A 17,546-nucleotide genomic window follows, 5' to 3' on the forward strand; every position below is an offset into this window, starting at 1 on the left:
CGGACGTGCCTCCCGAACCAGCCGACCCGCTGTTCGACGGATTGCCGGAGCCGCTCGAGCCAGCGGATCCACCGCTCGACGGATTGCCGGGGCTTCCCGAACCTCGACCAGGTCAAACATGTGCCGATCAAGGAGAAGGACGGTCACCTCGAGGACTATTTATGGTTCGAGGACGTCCGCGGCTTGCTCCAGTGCGTACAGATGGGGACGATCGAGTTTCACGGCTGGGGCAGTCGCTCGGACCGGGTTGAGCATCCCGACCGGCTGGTGTTCGACCTCGATCCCGACGTCGGGCTCGATTTCGCCGCGGTGCGGGATGCCGCGCGGCGCATCCGCGACCTGATGGCCGACATGGGGCTGGTCAGCTTCCCCTTGCTGACCGGCGGCAAGGGCATCCACGTCGTCGTGCCCCTCGATGCCAGCGCCGACTGGCCGCGCGTAAAGTCGTTCGCCGAGCGCTTTTCGCGCGCGGTGGCCGAGGCCGAGCCCGAGACCTTCACCGCCAACATCCGCAAGGCCCAGCGCAAGGGCCGCATCTTCCTCGACTGGCTGCGCAACCAGCGCGGCGCGACCGCGGTGCTGCCTTACTCCGCCCGCGCCCGCGAAGGCGCACCGGTGGCGGCCCCGGTCAGCTGGGACGAGCTTGACGATTTCGCCGGCGGCAATGCCTTCTCGATTCGCGACACCGACCAATTGATCGCGCGCGCATCATCGAAGGCGCTGGCCGGCTGGGGCATCGCCAAGCAGGCGCTGCCTGACGCCTAGCCGGCGAACTTGTCCGTCGCGCGGACCAGGCCGTCGAGGATCCCCGGCTCGTTGTACAAATGGCCGCCGTCGGGGACGATGTTGAGCTCAACCTCGGGCCACGCCTGTTTGAGTGCCCACGCCGCGCGCGGCGGGGTGCAGCTGTCATGGCGGCCCTGGACGATCACGCCGGGGATGCCTTTCAGCTTGGCCGCGTCGCGCAGCAGCTGGCCGGGCTCGAGCCAACCCATGTTCGCCATGTAGTGGTTCTCGATCCGCGCCACCGCGATCGCTTTGTCGTCTTCGGTGAATTCCTCGATTACCTCGGGATTGGGGAGCAGGGTCACCGTCTCGCCCTCCCACTTGCTCCACGCCTTGGCGGCGGTCAGCTGCTCGGCGCGGTCCTCGCCGGTCAGGCGCTTGCGGTACGCTTCGACCAGATCGCCGTGCTCGGCGGGCGGGATCGGCGCGACGAACTCGACCCATTTGTCGGGGTAGATCGAGGACGCGCCGCCCTCCTTGTACAGCCAGTCGATTTCATATTGGTCGAACAGGAAGATCCCGCGCAGCACCAGCTCGGTGACCCGCTCGGGGTATTTTTCGGCATAAGCGAGCGCGAGCGTCGATCCCCAGGACCCGCCGAACACCATCCACTTGTCGATGCCGAAATGAGTCCGCAGCCGCTCGATGTCGTCGACCAAATGCCAGGTGGTGTTCGCAGTGAGGCTCGCGTGCGGCGTCGACTTGCCCGCCCCGCGCTGGTCGAACACGAGGATGTTGTAGCGCGCCGGATCGAACTGGCGGCGATGCGCCGGGCTCGATCCGCCGCCCGGCCCGCCGTGGAGGAACACCACCGGCTTTCCGTCCGGGTTGCCGCTCAGCTCCCAGTACAGGCTATGCCCGTCGCCGACATCGAGCATGCCGGTCTCGCGCGGTTCGAACTCGGGATACAAAGTGCGTCGGTCGGCTGTGTTCATGTCAAAAACTCATTTCCCGATAGACGTTCGAGACATCGCCCGCCCACTCGCCGTGGAAGCGCTCGAGCAGGCGGTCGGCGGGGGTCATGCCGCTGGCGACGACCTCGTGGAGCGGGTCGAGGAAGCCGCCTTCGTTATCGCCGGCGCTGTTCAATTCGGCGCGGCGCGATAGCCCTGCGGCGGCAATGTCGAGCACTTGGCGGGACAAATCGAGCACGGTGCCTCCACCAGGCAAAGGCGCCTCTAGCGCCAGCTTCGGAACCGCGCGGCGAAGCTCCTCGCGCTCGCCGATCGACCAGCCCTTGACCAGTTCCCACGCGGCATCGAGCGCGACGTCATCGTAGAGCAGCCCGACCCACAGCGCGGGGAGCGCGCAGATCCGCCCCCAGCGCCCGCCGTCCGCGCCGCGCATTTCGAGGAAGCTCTTGAGCCGCACCTCGGGGAACGCGGTGGAGAGATGGTCGGTGAAATCGTTGAGGCGCGGTTTCTCGCCGGGCAGCGCTGGCAGCTCGCCGTTGAGGAAATCGCGAAAGCTCTGGCCCGCGGCGTCGATATATTTGCCGTCGCGGAACACGAAGTACATCGGGACGTCGAGCGCGTAATCGCAGTAACGCCCGTAGCCGAAGCCGTCTTCGAACACGAACGGCAGCATGCCGGTGCGGTCGGGGTCGGTGTCCTCCCAGATGTGGCTGCGGAACGACTTGAAGCCGTTGGGCTTGCCCTCGGTCAGCGGCGAGTTGGCGAACAAGGCGGTGGCCACCGGCTGGAGCGCGAGCCCGATGCGGAATTTCTTCACCATGTCGGCCTCGGACGCATAGTCGAGGTTGACCTGGATGGTGCAGGTTCGCAGCATCATGTCGAGCCCGAGATCACCGACCTTGGGCATGTAGTCGAGCATGATCTTGTAGCGGCCCTTGGGCATCACCGGCAGGTCGGCGCGCGCCTTGTCTGGCCACATGCCGAGCCCGAGGAAGCCGAGCCCGAGCCGGTCGCCGACCGCCTTGCACTGGGCGAGGTGGCGCGCAGCCTCGGCGCATGTTTCGTGGAGGTTGCGCAGCGCCGCGCCGGACAGCTCGAACTGCCCGGCCGGCTCGAGGCTGATGGTGCCGTCGACTCCCGCCAGAGCGATGATCTTTCCATTCTCCTCGACCGGCCGCCAGCCGAATTCGGTCAAGCCGTTGAGGAGGTCGCGGATGCCGCCCGGCTCGTCCCACGACGGCGCGCGATGATCGGCGCAGCGATAGACGAATTTTTCGTGCTCGGTGCCGATCAGCCATTTCTCGCGCGGCTTCTCGCCACCGGAGAACACCGACAGGAGATCGTCGCGGCTCTCGATGGGCGGGCTCGCGCTGGTGTCGGTGCGGGTGGTCATGCCGGGCCGCGCTTAGCGCCAGTCCCCGGCCAGCGCCATATAGGCGGCCAAGGCGGCGAGGGCGGCGGTCTCGGCGCGCAGGATGCGCGGGCCGAGCGAAATAGCCACGGCCTTGGGCGCGGCGCGGATGGCGGCGCGCTCGTCGGGGGTGAAGCCGCCCTCGGGCCCGATCAGGATCGTCGCCGCCCCGGGCTTGAACGCGGTCGCCGCGGCCTCGCCACCGCTCTCGTCGGCGAAATAGAGGGTCCGTTCATTGCCCTTGAGGAACGCAACCAGCGCGACCGGCTCGGCGATCTCGGGCAACACCGTGCGCCCGCATTGCTCGGCCGCCTCGATCGCGATCACCTCCAGCCGCTCGAGCTTGACCCGCTCGACGATCGTCCGCTGGGTGATCACCGGCAGCAGCTTCGCCGCGCCCAATTCGGTCGCTTTCTCAACCAGCCAGTCAGTCTGCGCGCGCTTGACCGGCGCGAACGCCAACCACACGTCGGGCACGCGCTCGGCCTCGCGCGTGCGCCGCTCGACGCTCAGCGCCATGCGCTTCTTGCCCGCCTCGGCAATCCGCGCCAGCCATTCGCCGGACACACCGTCGAACAACAAGACCTCGGCTCCTTCGCCGAGCCTCAGCACATTGCCGAAGTAATTTGCCTGAGCGGGTTCCAGCTCGACCCGCCCGCCCTCGCCAAGCGCGGTTCGCACAAACAGGCGCGGCAGGCTCTTGGGCGGCCAGGCGGGGGTGGCGGGCATGGCGAAGCGGCTATTCGGCCGCTTCCAGATGCCACTTCGGGGGCTGCTCGAGGCCGCGCAGGCGCTGCTCTTCCTCGAACATATAGTCGCGGATGATCGGCGCGGCGCGGCGGTCCTTCATGAACTGGACCTGGAAGTTGGACATCCCGCCATAGCGGAACGCGCCTTCCGCCCCGGCCAGATAGAATTGCCACATGCGGTAGAAGCGCTCGTCGTACATCGCGATAATCTCGTCGCGCGCCGCGACCGTGCGGCGGTACCATTCCTCCAGCGTGAAGGCGTAATGGTAGCGCAGCGTCTCGACGTCGGACACGATCAGGCGGTGCTTCTCGGCCTCGCCGACGATCTCCGACAGCGCCGGGATGTAGCCGCCCGGGAAAATATACTTGCGCGTCCATTTGTCGGTCAGGCCGGGGCCGGTCATCCGCCCGCAACAGTGCGACAGCATGATCCCGTTAGGCGCGAGCAGCTCGCGGCACTTGGCAAAGAAGCCGGGGTAATGCGGCGTGCCGAGATGCTCGATCAGCCCGACGTTGGTGATGCGGTCGAAGGTGCCGGGGACGTCGCGGTAATCCATCAACTCGAACTTGACGCGGTCGGCGACCCCTTCCTCGGCGGCCCGCTCGCGCGCGAACTCGATCTGGTCCGAGGCCAGCGCGACGCCGAGCACGTCGACGTCGTAATGGCGGTGGAGATACAGCGCGAGCCCGCCCCAGCCGCAGCCGATGTCGAGCACCCGCATGCCGGGCTTCAAGTTGAGTTTCGACGCGATGTGGGCCTTCTTGTCGAGCTGCGCCTGCTCCAGGCCGTTGGCCGGGTCGCGATAGTAGGCGCAGGTGTATTGGCGGTCTTCGTCGAGGAATAGTTCGTATAGGCGGCGGGTCAGATTGTAGGTGTGCTCGGCGTTGCGCCGCGAGCGGGTCTTCCAATTGACCTGGTCGAGCCTCCCGGCGATCGCTCCGGCCGCCTTGGCCACCGGGCTCTTGCCCTTGAGTGCGCCAATCTTCTCGAACGGGCTGTTGTAGCGGGCCAGCAGGATGAGGTCGCGGATATCGCCCTGCTCGAGCGTGAAGCGCCCGTCCATATAGGCCTCGCCGGCCCCGACCCGCGGGTCCGATGCGATCTTCATCGCGACCCGGCTGTCGGCCAGCCGCGCGGTGACCGAAGCGATCGCGGGATCCGGGGCGCCGTAGCGCCAGGCCTTGCCGCGATGGTCGATGATCGTCAGCTCGCCGCGGCGGATGAGCTTGCGAAGCATTTTGTCGAGCAGCCACATAAGGCGAAGTTTAGTGCGGTTCCGCCGCCGATCAACCGCCGAAAGGGCGGCGATGCCGCCGTGCCGTCAGTCAGGCGTTAGACGGGCGCACTCAGCCCCTCGTCAGGCGGCGCTGCTTTGCCTAGAAGCGCCGGCGACGAGCGGAGATTACGACGACGATGGCTGCCGACACCTTGCACCCGATCGTCGCCGTGGGGCGCAATTGCTGGCGCATCGCGCGCGCCGGCGAGGCCAGCGTGGTCGTCGACGCGGCCGATTATTACCGCCACATCCGCGCCGCCATGGTGGCCGCGACCAAGCGCATCTTCATCGTCGGGTGGGACTTCGACACGCGCATCGCGCTGGCCCCCGACGACCACGGCCAGGGCGAGACGCTGGGCCGCTTCGTCCTCAACCTGGCGCACGCTAATCCAACCCGCGAAATCGACATCCTGAAGTGGAATTTCGGCGCGCTCAAGCAGTTCGCCCGGCCCGCCGCGGTGGTCTGGCTGGCGCGCTGGTGGAAGACCGAAGCGATCGATTTCCGCTTCGATTCGTCGCACCCGCCGGGCTGCAGCCACCACCAGAAAATCGTCGTCATCGACGACCAATTGGCGGCGTGCGGCGGGATCGACATTTCCACCGCGCGGTGGGACACCTCGGAGCATAAGGACGGCGATCCGCGCCGCACTGGCCCCGACGGCAAGCCCTATATGCCGTGGCACGACGCAACGATGATGATGCGCGGGCCGGTCGCGGGTCATTTGGCCGAGCTCGGCCGCGAGCGCTGGAGCAAGGCGACCAAGGCCAGGCTCGATCCGGTCAAGCCGGTCGCCGACACCCCGTGGCCGGACGGACTCGGCGTGATGTTCCGCGATGTCGACATCGCCATCGCTCGGACCCGCGCGGCGTATGACGATTTGGCCGAGATCCGGGAGATCGAGGCGCTTTTCATCGACATGATCTGCGCCGCCGAGCGCTTCATCTACGTCGAGAACCAATATTTCACGAGCGCCAAGATCGGCGCCGCGATCGCCGAACGAATGGCCGAACCCGACCCCCCGGAAATCGTGATGGTCATGCCGCGCCGGGCCGATGGCTGGCTCGAGCAGAAGGCGATGGACGGGGCGCGGCTCAAGCTGGTCGCGGCGATCGGCGCCAAGGATCGCCGCAATCGCTTCCGCGTCTATGTGCCGGTTACCGCCGGGGGCACCGACATTTACGTCCACGCCAAGGTATCGATCGTCGATGACCGACTGCTGCGGGTCGGCTCGGCCAACCTCAACAATCGCAGCCAGGGCCTCGACAGCGAATGCGACGTGATTATTGACGCCGCGCTTCCCGCCAACGCCAATACGCCGGCTACGATTACCGCGCTGCGGCACCGGCTGATCGCCGAGCACCTCGCTTGCTCGCCCGAAGAGTTTGCCGCAGCGGAAGCGAAGGCGGGATCGATGGTCGCCGCGATCGAAGCGCTGCGCGGCCCGGGCAAGTCGCTCGAGCTGCTGCCGATGGAGGGCCTGGGCGAAGCGGAGGAATTCATCGCCGAGAATGAGTTGCTCGACCCCGAGAGCCCCGACGCCATGCTCGACCCGATCGCCTCGCGCGGCCTGGCAAAAAGCTGGGCCAAGGGCCGCGCGGCAATCGGCCGCCGGCTGGGGCGGCGGTGAACGCCCCGGAAATCGTGCCCGACAGCGAGCGGCGCGGGCTGATCGGCGCGCTCCCGCCGCGGCTGCGCCCGTTTGCCTCGCTGATGCGGCTTGATCGGCCAATTGGAATTTGGCTGCTGTTCTGGCCGTGCGCGTGGAGCGTTGCGCTGGCCGGGGTCGGCGGGCGCTGGGCGCTGTTCGGCTGGTTCGCAATCGGCGCGTTCGCGATGCGCAGTGCGGGCTGCGTCTACAATGACATTGTCGACCAGGATCTCGATGCTCGGGTTGAGCGGACCCGGCTGCGCCCGCTGGCAAGCAAGCGGGTGACAGCAAGGATGGCGTGGGCGCTGGCGATCGGCCTGTGCCTGATCGGCCTCTACGTCCTTACCCATTTGACCCGCGCCGCGCAGCTGGTCGCGGTGGCCAGCCTGTTCCTGGTCGCCGCCTACCCATTCATGAAGCGCTGGACGTGGTGGCCGCAGGCGTGGCTCGGGCTGGTCTTCTCGTGGGGCGCGCTGGTCGGCTGGCCGGCGGTGACCGGCGAGATCGGCATCCCCGCCTTGTGGCTCTACGCCGGCACCGTGGCGTGGGTGATCGGCTATGACACGCTGTACGCGATCCAGGATGTCGAGGACGACGCGCTGGTAGGGGTCAAGTCGTCGGCGCGGCGCCTGGGCGATCAGGCGCCGGCCGGCGTCGCCATCTTCTACGCGCTGGCGCTGGTGCTGTGGGGTTTTGCCCTTTGGGAAGTACGGCCCGACTGGTTGGCGCTGCTCGCCTTGCTGCCTGCCGCGCTGCACCTCGCCAACCAGGCCCTGCGCGCCGATCCCAAGGACGGGCCCGGGGCGCTCGCGCTGTTCCGCTCCAATCGCATTGCCGGATTGCTGGTGTTCATGGCGATGCTGGTGGTTGGCCTCGCGGCGCGCTAACCGGTCGTCATGCTAAGCATCGAGAACGCCACCGCTATCGCGCACAAGCTTGTCGAGCGCGCGGTCGCCGCGGGCGCCAGCGCCGCCGACGTGCTGTACGCTGGCGAGCGATCGAGCAGCGTCGAAGTGCGCATGGGGGGGCTCGAGCAGGTCAACCGCTCGGAGGGCGAGCACATAGGTTTGCGCTTCTTCAACGGTTCGCGATTTGCAACTGTTGCGTCATCCAATTTTACCGACGAGGCGCTGGATTTGCTGGTCGAGCGGGCCGCCGCGATGGCCGCCGAAGCGCCTGAAGATCCTTACGCCGGCCTTGCCCCGCCCGAGCTGCTCGAGCGCGGAAAGCTGCCCGATATCGACGCCTTTGACCCCGCCGAGCCCGACCCGGCGGCGTTGCAGGCGCGCGCGGTGGCGGCGGAAAGCGCGGCGCTGGCGGTGCCCGGAGTAGCCAATTCGAACGGCGGGTCGGCTGGGGCCTCGGCGTCGACCATGGCGCTGGCGACCTCGACCGGCTTTGCTCGCGGCTACAGCGTCAGTGGGCACAGCTGCTCGGCCAGCGTCATCGCCGGCGAGGGCGAGACGATGCAGCGCGATCATGCGTGGCACAGCGCGCGCCATCTAGAGGATCTCGAGGACGCCGCCATGATCGGCCGCCGCGCCGGCGAGCGCACGGTAGCGCGGCTCAACCCCGGGCGGATCAAGGCCGGGCCGCTGCCGGTGCTGTTCGACCCGCGCTTGTCGCACACCCTGCTCGGCCATTTCATCGGCGCGATCAGCGGTGCCGTGGTGGCGCGCAAGTCGAGCTTCCTCAAGGACCGGCTGGGCGAGCGCGTGTTCGCCCCCGGCATCACCATCACCGACGACCCGCTGCGCCCGCGCGGCCTGCGCAGCCGTGCGTTCGACGGCGAAGGGCTGCCGGTTACGCGCCGCGATCTGGTCGCCGACGGAATCCTCACCACCTGGCTCGCCGATTGCGCCGCCGCGCGCCAGCTCGGCATTGCGCCGACCGGCCATGCGGTGCGCTCGGGCGGCGTCGGCCCCGGCAATCTCTATCTGGCGCCCGGCCAGCGCAGCCGCGCCGACCTGCTCGCGGCCTATCCACTGGCGATCCTGGTCACTGAATTGATCGGGCAGGGCGTCAATAGCGTCACCGGCGACTACAGCCGCGGCGCGGCCGGCTTCATCGTCCGCGGCGGCGAAATCGCCGAGCCGATCGCCGAGATCACAATCGCCTCGAACCTGATCGACATGTTTGCGACACTCGAGCCAGGCAGCGACCTCGAGTTCCGCAACGGCGTCGACGCGCCGACGATATTGGTGCCGCAAATGACCGTCGCGGCGGCCTGAGCGCGTTCAGGCTGCGGTGCCGATCCGCCACTCGCCGTCGGGCGTCCGCTCGGCCTGCTGGCCTTCGTCGAGGTGCGGCAATTGCGAAAAATCTACGATCGAGGCGGCCCGGCCGAGCGCGATCACCTTGAACTCCGCGTCGTCATGCGCGGACCGCGCGCAGGCGAAGGAAATGTCGCCGTCGCTGTCATGCACCACTAGCGCCACCGGCTCACCGGCGGCGACATGGGTGCACAGGATGCACGCTGTGTTGTGGGTGTAGACAAACCCGAACAGCTCGACTTCGTCGGTTGCGCTCATGCCGTGATTGCCGGCAGGCGAAGCCGCGGGATTTCAATCTTGGGGCAGCGGTCCATCACCACCTTGAGGCCGGCCGCCTCGGCGCGCGCCGCGGCCTCCTCATTGATCACGCCGATCTGCAGCCACACCGCCTTGGCGCCGACGAAGATCGCCTGGTCGACCGCCTCGCCGGCGGCCTGGGGTCGGCGGAAGATGTCGACGATGTCGATCGGCTCGCCGATCTGGGCGAGCTCGCGCCAGACATATTCGCCGTGGACATGCTCGCCGGTGATCTGCGGGTTGACCGGGAACACCCGGTAGCCATGGTCCTGGAGGAATTTCATCACCCCGTAGGATGGGCGGTCGGGGCGGTCCGACGCACCGACCAATGCAATGGTGCGCGCAGTGGTCAGCAGCTCGGCGATATCCTCATCACGAGTTAGCGGCATGATGTTCTCCTCGTCGCCTGCTCAATGCCTCAGGCGGCAGCGGTATCCAGCGCGGTGAGTAGTTTCTGGGCGAGTGCCGCGAAGGCTTCGGCCTCGGCCCCGGCGGCGAGCGGGGTTCCTGCGTCGGATGCCTCGCGCAACGCCAGCGACAGCGGGAGGCGGCCGAGGAAGGGCACGCCGAGCTCACCCGCCGCAGCTTCGACCCCGCCGCTGCCGAACGGATCGGACAACTCGCCGCAATGGGGGCAGGCGTAGCCGGCCATGTTCTCGACGATCCCGAGCACCGGCACCGAGGTCTTGCGGAACAGGTCGATCGCGCGGCGCGCGTCGATCAGTGACAGGTCCTGCGGGGTCGAGACGATCACCGCGCCGGCCGGCCGCGCCTTCTGGATCAGGGTCAGCTGGACGTCGCCGGTGCCCGGCGGCATGTCGACGATGAGATACTCGGCGTCGCCCCAATCGGCCTCAACCAGCTTCATCAGCGCGCCGGTCGCCATCGGTCCGCGCCACGCCAGCGCATGGCCCGGCGACACCAACTGGCCGAGCGAGAGGAATTTGATGCCGTGCGCGGCGACCGGGACCAGGCGGTCGTCATGCGCGGTCGCCTTGGCGTCGCTGCCGAGCAGGGTCGGTTGCGACGGGCCGTAGACATCGGCGTCGATCAGGCCGACCTTTTTGCCGGCGCGGGCGAGGGCGATTGCTAGATTTGCCGCGAGCGTGGATTTGCCGACGCCGCCTTTGCCGCTGCCGATTGCGATTACTGCGCGCACCATCTGTGACGCGGTCAGGGCGATTCGGGCCTCTGTCACGCCGGGTATCGCAAGTGCTTGAGAACGCAGGGAATCTTCGAGCGCGGCCTGGCCGGCCTGGTCGAGGCCGGTGGCGTCGGCGACGATCGTGGCGACGCCGCCCGCGAGCTTTTTGGAGCGGATGCGCGCCGCCTCGGGGTGGTCGTCGAGGCTGCTGAGGGTGGCCATGCCCCGCGCCATAAGCGCGCGCGCCGCCCTTGCCACTGTTTTTCGCAGCCCACGCTTCCTATAGTGGGTCCATGACGATCCTATCGGGGCTGGGCGCACGCGCTCGCGGACTCTTCAACGACGTGAAAGGCCCGTGGGGGCCGAGCGGCGGCGATGGCGGCGGGGGCGGCAAAAAAGGCGGCGGCGGAAGCGGCGGCGGCGATGGCGATCCGCCGTCACCGGGACCGTGGGGCGAACCGGCCAAGCGCCGCCCGCGCGGGCCCGGCCCGACCTCCAACGTGTCCTCGCTCGACGAGTTCATGCGGCGCAGCAAGGCGCGCTTCGGCGGCGACGGCGGCGGCGGCCTCGGCGGCGGCTTCCCCGGCCGGCCCAATAATTCGATCATCGTGTGGGGCGTGCTCGGCTTCGTCCTGCTGTGGCTGTTGTTCACCACGATGCACCGCATCGCCCCGGAAGAGCGCGGCGTGGTGTCGCGCTTCGGCCGCTACAGCCACACGCTCGGGCCCGGCATCGGGTTTACGCTTCCGTCGCCGATCGACTCGGTGCGCAAGATCGACGTCGAGAATATCCGCAACATCGACCTCGGCACCACCGGCACCGAGACGCTGATGCTGACCGGCGACCAGAACATCATCGACATCGCTTATTCGGTGCGGTGGAACATCCGCGACCCCGAGCTCTATTTGTTCGAACTGGCCCAGCCCGACGAGACCATCCGCCAGGTCGCCGAAAGCGCGATGCGCGCGGCGGTCAGCCGGGTCAGCCTCAACGACGCCATCGGCGAAGGCCGCGGCGACATCGAGACGCAGGTCGCCGACATCATGCGCCAGGTGCTCGATTCGTACCGCGCCGGGGTGCGCATCCAGGGCGTCGCGATCAAGCAGGCCGATCCGCCCAACGCGGTCAACGACGCATTCAAGGAAGTCACCGCGGCGCAGCAGGAAGCCCAGTCCTACGTCAACCAGGCGCGCGCCTATGCGCTCCAGCTGACCGCCAAGGCGCAGGGCGAAGCGACCTCGTTCGACAAGGTCTACGAGGAATATCGGCTGGCCCCCGGGGTTACCCGCCGCCGCATGTATTACGAAACGATGGAGCGCATTTTGTCCAAGGTCGACAAGACGATTGTCGAGACGCCCGGGGTGACGCCGTATCTGCCGCTGCCGCAAATCCAGAAATCGCAGCCGCGGGAGCAGGGCCAATGATGGCGCTGATCCGCCGCCGCCCGATGCTCAGCGGGCTGGTCGGGCTGTTCCTGCTGTTCACCGTGCTCGGCAGCTTCCCGATCGTGCCCGAGACCAAGCAGGCAGTGGTCGTCCAGTTCGGCAAGCCGATGCGCATCCTCAACCGCTATCAGCCCAACGAGCCGATCGGCGGGCCGGGCGCGGGCCTCAGCTGGCGCATCCCGTTCATCGAGAACATCGTGTGGATCGACAAGCGCGTGCTCGATGTCGACATGGACCGCCAGCAGGTGCTGTCGACCGACCAGCTCAGGCTCGAGGTCGATGCCTTCGCGCGCTACCGCATCGTCGATCCCTTGCGGATGTACATCCGCGCGCGGAGTGAAGAGCGGGTCAGCGACGCGCTCCGCCCGATCCTCGGTTCGGAGCTGCGCAACGAGCTCGGCAAGCGGCCGTTCTCGGCTTTGCTCAGCCCGGAGCGGCAGGGCGTGATGGAGAATGTCCGCCGCGGGCTCGACCGTGTCGCGCGTCAGTACGGCGCCGAGATCATCGACGTCCGGATCAAGAAGGCCGATCTGCCCGACGGCACCCCGTTGCAATCGGCCTACGACCGCATGCGCACCGCGCGGCTGCAGGAAGCGCGCTCGATCCGCGCCCAGGGCGCCAAGCAGGCGGCGATCATCCGCGCCGAAGCCGACGCCCAGGCCGCCAAGACCTATGCCGCGAGCTTCGGGCGCGACCCCGAATTCTACGAATTCTACCGCGCCATGCAGTCCTACACGACCACCTTCATCGGCGACGGCGGCGAAACCCCGTCACCGACGACCATCATTTTGTCGCCGAATAACGACTATTTGAAGGAATTCACTGGACGCGGCCGCTGAAGCAGGTCGTTCAAAGCGCGTTCATGCGTTGACCGTAGCTCACAGTCACAGCAGCAATCATAAGTTCGAGGAAGATCGATGAAATCGAAGGAGTCCGGAACAGTGCGCTATGCCTATGGGGTCGCGTCGGCCCTGCTGCTGGGTGGAACCGCTTTTTCAATCGCGACCGGCCCGGTCGGGGCCCAGGTCGCGCAGAACTCGCCGGCCGCGATGGCACCGCGCGGCGCGCCGCCGACCTTCGCCGACCTCGCCGCCCGGCTCCAGCCGGCGGTGGTCAATATTTCGACCAAGCAGCGCGTGCCGGTGCGCACCCAGGCCGACCCGTTCGAGGAATTCTTCCGCCGCTTCGGCGGGCCCGACGCGGCGCCGCAGGGCCCCGGCGGGCAGGGCCAGGGCGACGCCAATCCGCGCACGCGGGAATCGGGGTCGCTCGGCTCGGGCTTCATCGTCTCGCCCGACGGCTACATCGTCACCAACAACCACCTCGTGGTCGGCGCCGGCGGCAACGGCACGGTCGACAGCGTCACCGTGACCTTGACCAACCGCCGCGAATATCCGGCGCGGATCATCGGCCGCGACACCGCCTCCGACCTCGCCTTGCTCAAGATCGAGGGCCAGAACTTCCCCTACGTCCAGTGGGGCGACAGCACCCGCGCCCGGGTCGGCGACTGGATCGTCGCGATCGGCAACCCCTATGGCCTGGGCGGCACGGTCACCGCCGGGATCATCTCGGCGCTCCACCGCGGGATCACCGGGGTCGGCGCCTACGACCGCTACATCCAGACCGACGCCAGCATCAACATGGGCAATTCGGGCGGCCCGATGTTCGATTTGAACGGCAACGTCATCGGCATCAATTCGGCGTTGATCTCGCCGACCGGCGCGAGCGTCGGAATCGGCCTCGCGATCCCCGCGGAATCGGCCAAGCCGGTGATCGATTCGCTGCGCCGCGGGCAGCGCCCGAGCCGCGGCTACCTCGGCGTCGGCCTCCAGCCATTGGACGAGAACATCGCCGAATCGCTCGGCCTGCCCAAGGACCGCGGCGAGATCGTGCGCTCGGTCCAGCCGGGCGAGCCGGCGGCGCGCGCCGGCATCCAGCAGGGCGACGTCATCCTGCAGGTCAACGGGCGCGACGTGAACCCCGACCAGACGGTGTCCTATCTGATCGCCAACACCACCGTCGGCACCCGCGTGCCGGTCGACCTCATCCGCGACGGCCGCCGCCAGACGGTCACCGTCACCGTCGGCCAGCGGCCGACCGAGGAGGAACTCGCACGGCAGATCGGCAACGGCGGGGCGGAGGAGGGCCTTACCCCCGACAATGCCCCGGTGGTTCCGGCCAACCGCGCCCTGGGAATGTCGCTCCAGCCGCTCAATCCGCAGATCGCCCGCGCGCTCAACCTGCCGGCGACCGCGCGCGGAGTCGTCATCACCGCGGTCGAGCCGGGCAGCGACGCGGCGGAGAAGGGACTCCAGCGCGGCGACCTCGTGATGTCGGTCAACCGCCAGGCGGTGACGGCTCCGGCCCAGGTTGTCGCGGCGGTCGATGCGGCACGCCGCGCCGGCCGCACCAGCGTCCTCCTGCTGGTCAAGCGCGGCACCGCTCCCGAAGCCTTCGTGGGGGTCAATATCGGCGCCCGCTAGGCGGCTCGGCCAATGGCCGCCACACACATCGCGCTTGCGCTCGCCCGACTGATTGGCAAGGGTGCGCGGCGAGTTGCGGTGAGGGCGGCGGATGGACGGCACTTCGATCTTCATCGGCAGCGGGCCGGGCGGCGCTGAGCCGCAGCGGCTCGAGCTCACCCGCGCCAACCGCCACGGGCTGATTGCCGGCGCCACCGGGACCGGCAAGACGGTCACCTTGCAGGGCATCGTCGAGGGCTTTTCGCTGGCCGGGGTCCCGACCTTCGTCGCCGACGTCAAGGGCGACCTCGCCGGGCTGGCGATGCCGGGATCGGCGACGTCCAAGACCCATGAGCCGTTCGCCGCGCGCGCCGCCGAGATCGGGTTTGGCGACTGGCAGTACCGCGAGTCGCCGGTGCAATTGTGGGATTTGTTTGGGCACCAGGGCCATCCGATCCGCACCACGGTGAGCGAGATGGGGCCGTTGCTGCTGAGCCGGCTGATGAACCTCAACGAGGTCCAGGAAGGGGTGATGGCGATCGCCTTCCACGTCGCCGACAAGGAAGGGCTGCTGCTGCTCGACCTCGACGATTTGCAGGCGATGCTGGTCAATGTCGGCGAGCGGGCGGACGAACTGACGCTCGAATATGGCAATGTCTCGAAGGCCAGCGTTGGGACGATCCAGCGCTCGCTGCTGCAATTGCGCAGCCAGGGTGGGGACAATTTCTTCGGCGAGCCGGCGATCGCGCTGGAGGATTTCCTCAAGCTCGACGAGAGCGGGCGCGGGGTGGTCAACATCCTCGCCGCCGACCGGCTGATGGCGAGCCCGCGGCTGTATTCGACGTTCCTGCTGTGGCTGCTGTCGGAATTGTTCGAGACGCTGCCCGAGGTGGGCGATTTGCCCAAGCCCAAGCTGTGCTTCTTTTTCGACGAGGCGCATTTGCTGTTCGAGGACGCCCCGCCGGCGCTGACCGAAAAGGTCGAGCAGGTGGTGCGGCTGATCCGCTCCAAGGGGGTGGGGGTGTATTTTATCACCCAGAACCCGATCGACATCCCGGACAAGATCGCGGGGCAGCTCGGCAACCGCGTCCAGCATGCGTTGCGCGCGTTCACCCCGCGCGACGAGGCGGCGGTCAAGTCGGCGGCGGATACGTTTCGCCAGAACCCCGATGTCGATGTCGCGACGGTGATCACGCAGTTGAAGGTGGGCGAGGCGTTGGTGTCGCTGCTCCAGCCCGACGGCGCGCCGTCGCCGGTGCAGCGGACCTTGATCAAGCCGCCGGCGTCGCGGGTCGCGCCGCTGTCGGCGGAGGAGCGCGCGACGTTGATCGCGACCGATGCGATCGGCTCGAAATACGATGTCGCGCTCGACCGCGAGTCGGCGCAGGAGATGCTCGCCGGGCGCACCGAGCAGACCGCGGCGACGGTGTCGTCGGCGCAGGCGGCCAAGCTCGACGCGGCGGCGCAGCGCGAGGCGATCAAGACCCAGCGCGAGCAGGAGCGGCTCGACATCCAGCGCCAGCGCGAGGCCGACCGGGTGGCGGCGCCCCAGACCCGCGAGGCCGCCCGCGAGGCGGCGCGGGTCGCGCGCGAGGCGGCCAAGCCGTCGATGACCGACAAGATGATGCAGTCGGCGGGGCGCGCGGTGGCGAGCTCGGTCGGGCGGCAATTGGGCAACCAGCTGCTGCGCGGGATCCTCGGGGGATTGCTGCGTGGCGGCCGATAAGACCTGCGCCTTGATCGCCGCGCTCGAGGACGAGTGGCGCGACGCGCTGTGCGCCAAGGACCTCGCCAAGTTGCGGACGCTGATTCACCCGCGCTTCGTGCTGATCGGGATGCGCGCCAACGGCCCGTTCCAGATGCACCGCGACGAATGGCTCGAGGCGATCAAGAAGCGCGAGCTGGTGGCGATCGACCTGAGCGTGACCGACGCGATTGCGCTCGACCAGGTGATGGTCGGCACGGTCGAGGCCAAATGGCGGGTGAAGTATCTCGGCCGCGTGGTGCAGGACACCGTGCTGCTGACCGACGTGTGGATTTTCGACGAGGGCCGGTGGCGCGTGGTGCGGCGGCACTCGAGCCCGGTGCCCGATTGAGCGCGACCAACTAGCAGGGGATCACAATGGCGAGCAGCAGCAGCGGCGGCGAGACGGCGATTCCGGCGGCGGCCATCCCGCTCAAGGAGCTGACCCTGCGCGGGATCGTGCTCGGGGCGCTGATCACGGTGCTGTTCACCGCCGCCAACGTCTATCTCGGGTTGAAGCTGGGGATCACCTTCGCGACCTCGATCCCGGCCGCGGTGATCTCGATGGCGGTGCTCAAGTTCGTCCGCGACGCGACGATCCAGGAGAATAACATCGTCCAGACCATCGCCTCGGCGGCGGGGACGCTGTCGGCGATCATCTTCGTGCTGCCGGGGCTAATCATGGTCGGGTGGTGGACCGGTTTTCCGTTCTGGCTGTCGGTCGCGGTGATCGCCTTGGGCGGCATTTTGGGGGTGCTGTATTCGGTGCCGCTGCGGCGCGCGTTGGTCACCGGAAGCGACCTGCCGTATCCCGAAGGGGTGGCGGCGGCCGAGGTGCTCAAGGTCGGCGCGGGGGTCGGCGGGGCGGAGGAGAATCGCCGCGGATTGAAGATGATCGTGCTGAGCTCTTTGGTGTCGGCGGCTTATGCGATCCTCGCCCAGACCAAGCTTGCCGCGACCGAGGCGGCGCGCAGTTTCAACTTCGGGGCCGGCGCGACGACCGTCACCACCAGCCTGTCGATGGCGCTGATCGGGGTCGGGCACCTGGTCGGGATGGCGGTCGGCATCGCCATGCTGGTCGGGCTGATCATCAGCTGGTTCGTGCTGGTGCCGTGGCAGACCGGACTTGCCGGCTTGGGCTCGGCGGCGGACCTGGAAACGCTGGTGGGCACGACGTTCCGCGAGAAGGTGCGGTTTATCGGCGCGGGCACCATCGGCGTCGCCGCGATCTGGACGCTGCTGCGGATCATCGGGCCGATCATCAAGGGCGTGACCTCGGCGCTGACCGCCAGCCGCGCGCGCAAACTGGGCGGGCAGGACAGCCTCGCGCTGACCGATCGCGACCTGCCGATCGGGATCATCGGCGTGACCATCATCGCCTCGATGATCCCCATC

The 17,546-nt window shown here is 68.1% G+C and carries 17 protein-coding genes; 10 read left to right on the forward strand and 7 right to left on the reverse strand.

Annotation, left to right across the window (positions count from 1 at the left end; genetic code table 11):
* Positions 1-765: non-homologous end-joining DNA ligase (gene ligD / locus RMP08_RS01355; RefSeq protein ID WP_310467155.1), on the forward strand; the 765-nt coding region annotated here is incomplete at its 5' end.
* On the opposite strand, the gene pip is transcribed toward ligD, so the two are convergent.
* Genes pip through RMP08_RS01375 form a run of 4 tightly spaced genes read right to left on the reverse strand, consistent with a single transcriptional unit; the run spans position 762 to position 5,116 of the window.
* Positions 762-1,721 (reverse strand): prolyl aminopeptidase, encoded by a 960-nt coding sequence (gene pip / locus RMP08_RS01360; protein ID WP_310467157.1) that lies wholly within the window; start codon positions 1,719-1,721, stop codon positions 762-764. The genes ligD and pip overlap by 4 nt on opposite strands.
* 1 nt (position 1,722) lies before the next feature.
* Positions 1,723-3,093 carry a glutamate--cysteine ligase gene (locus RMP08_RS01365; protein WP_310467158.1) on the reverse strand — a complete coding sequence of 457 codons (1,371 nt, stop codon included), beginning with the start codon at positions 3,091-3,093 and terminating at the stop codon, positions 1,723-1,725.
* Positions 3,094-3,105: 12 nt separating this feature from the next.
* Positions 3,106-3,840, reverse strand: a complete 735-nt coding sequence (locus RMP08_RS01370) for a 16S rRNA (uracil(1498)-N(3))-methyltransferase (RefSeq protein WP_310467159.1) — start codon at positions 3,838-3,840, stop codon at positions 3,106-3,108.
* 10 nt (positions 3,841-3,850) lie between these two features.
* A complete protein-coding gene (locus RMP08_RS01375) occupies positions 3,851-5,116 on the reverse strand; it encodes a cyclopropane-fatty-acyl-phospholipid synthase family protein (protein ID WP_310467160.1) in 1,266 nt (421 codons plus the stop codon).
* 158 nt (positions 5,117-5,274) lie between these two features.
* Between RMP08_RS01375 and RMP08_RS01380 the strand changes: the two genes are divergently transcribed.
* Genes RMP08_RS01380 through RMP08_RS01390 form a run of 3 tightly spaced genes read left to right on the forward strand, consistent with a single transcriptional unit; the run spans position 5,275 to position 9,017 of the window.
* Positions 5,275-6,765: a phospholipase D-like domain-containing protein gene (locus RMP08_RS01380; RefSeq protein WP_310467161.1), complete on the forward strand. Its 1,491-nt coding sequence runs from the start codon at positions 5,275-5,277 to the stop codon at positions 6,763-6,765.
* Positions 6,762-7,673 (forward strand): 4-hydroxybenzoate octaprenyltransferase, encoded by a 912-nt coding sequence (gene ubiA, locus RMP08_RS01385; RefSeq protein ID WP_310467162.1) that lies wholly within the window; start codon positions 6,762-6,764, stop codon positions 7,671-7,673. The genes RMP08_RS01380 and ubiA overlap by 4 nt, the downstream gene beginning before the upstream one ends.
* Positions 7,674-7,682: 9 nt before the next feature.
* Positions 7,683-9,017, forward strand: coding sequence for a metallopeptidase TldD-related protein (locus RMP08_RS01390; protein ID WP_310467163.1), 1,335 nt, complete (start codon positions 7,683-7,685; stop codon positions 9,015-9,017).
* A 6-nt stretch (positions 9,018-9,023) separates the two neighbouring features.
* On the opposite strand, the gene RMP08_RS01395 is transcribed toward RMP08_RS01390, so the two are convergent.
* The 3 genes from RMP08_RS01395 to RMP08_RS01405 are packed head-to-tail and all read right to left on the reverse strand — an operon-like array spanning position 9,024 to position 10,722.
* Positions 9,024-9,317, reverse strand: coding sequence for a hypothetical protein (locus RMP08_RS01395; RefSeq protein ID WP_310467164.1), 294 nt, complete (start codon positions 9,315-9,317; stop codon positions 9,024-9,026).
* Complete coding sequence (locus tag RMP08_RS01400) at positions 9,314-9,745, reverse strand: CoA-binding protein (RefSeq protein ID WP_310467165.1); 432 nt, start codon at positions 9,743-9,745, stop codon at positions 9,314-9,316. Before RMP08_RS01400 ends, RMP08_RS01395 begins: the two co-directional genes overlap by 4 nt.
* Positions 9,746-9,774: 29 nt before the next feature.
* Positions 9,775-10,722: an Mrp/NBP35 family ATP-binding protein gene (locus RMP08_RS01405; protein ID WP_310467166.1), complete on the reverse strand. Its 948-nt coding sequence runs from the start codon at positions 10,720-10,722 to the stop codon at positions 9,775-9,777.
* 71 nt (positions 10,723-10,793) lie between these two features.
* On the opposite strand from RMP08_RS01405, the gene hflK reads away from it, so the two are divergent.
* The 6 genes from hflK to RMP08_RS01435 form a co-directional block, all read left to right on the forward strand.
* Positions 10,794-11,924, forward strand: coding sequence for an FtsH protease activity modulator HflK (gene hflK, locus RMP08_RS01410; RefSeq protein ID WP_310467167.1), 1,131 nt, complete (start codon positions 10,794-10,796; stop codon positions 11,922-11,924).
* A gap of 23 nt (positions 11,925-11,947) precedes the next feature.
* A complete protein-coding gene (locus tag RMP08_RS01415; protein WP_310467172.1) occupies positions 11,948-12,784 on the forward strand; it encodes a protease modulator HflC in 837 nt (278 codons plus the stop codon).
* Between the two features lie 102 nt (positions 12,785-12,886).
* Positions 12,887-14,428 (forward strand): Do family serine endopeptidase, encoded by a 1,542-nt coding sequence (locus RMP08_RS01420; RefSeq protein WP_310467168.1) that lies wholly within the window; start codon positions 12,887-12,889, stop codon positions 14,426-14,428.
* Positions 14,429-14,519: 91 nt separating this feature from the next.
* Positions 14,520-16,133, forward strand: a complete 1,614-nt coding sequence (locus tag RMP08_RS01425) for a helicase HerA-like domain-containing protein (RefSeq protein WP_310467169.1) — start codon at positions 14,520-14,522, stop codon at positions 16,131-16,133.
* Positions 16,120-16,503 carry a nuclear transport factor 2 family protein gene (locus tag RMP08_RS01430; protein WP_310467170.1) on the forward strand — a complete coding sequence of 128 codons (384 nt, stop codon included), beginning with the start codon at positions 16,120-16,122 and terminating at the stop codon, positions 16,501-16,503. The genes RMP08_RS01425 and RMP08_RS01430 overlap by 14 nt, the downstream gene beginning before the upstream one ends.
* A gap of 26 nt (positions 16,504-16,529) precedes the next feature.
* Positions 16,530-17,546, forward strand: a 1,017-nt coding sequence (locus RMP08_RS01435; RefSeq protein ID WP_310467171.1) for an OPT family oligopeptide transporter, incomplete at its 3' end; no start/stop codon positions are given.

Origin of the sequence: Sphingomonas sp. (assembly GCF_031426035.1) — a bacterium.
GTDB lineage: Bacteria > Pseudomonadota > Alphaproteobacteria > Sphingomonadales > Sphingomonadaceae > Sphingomicrobium.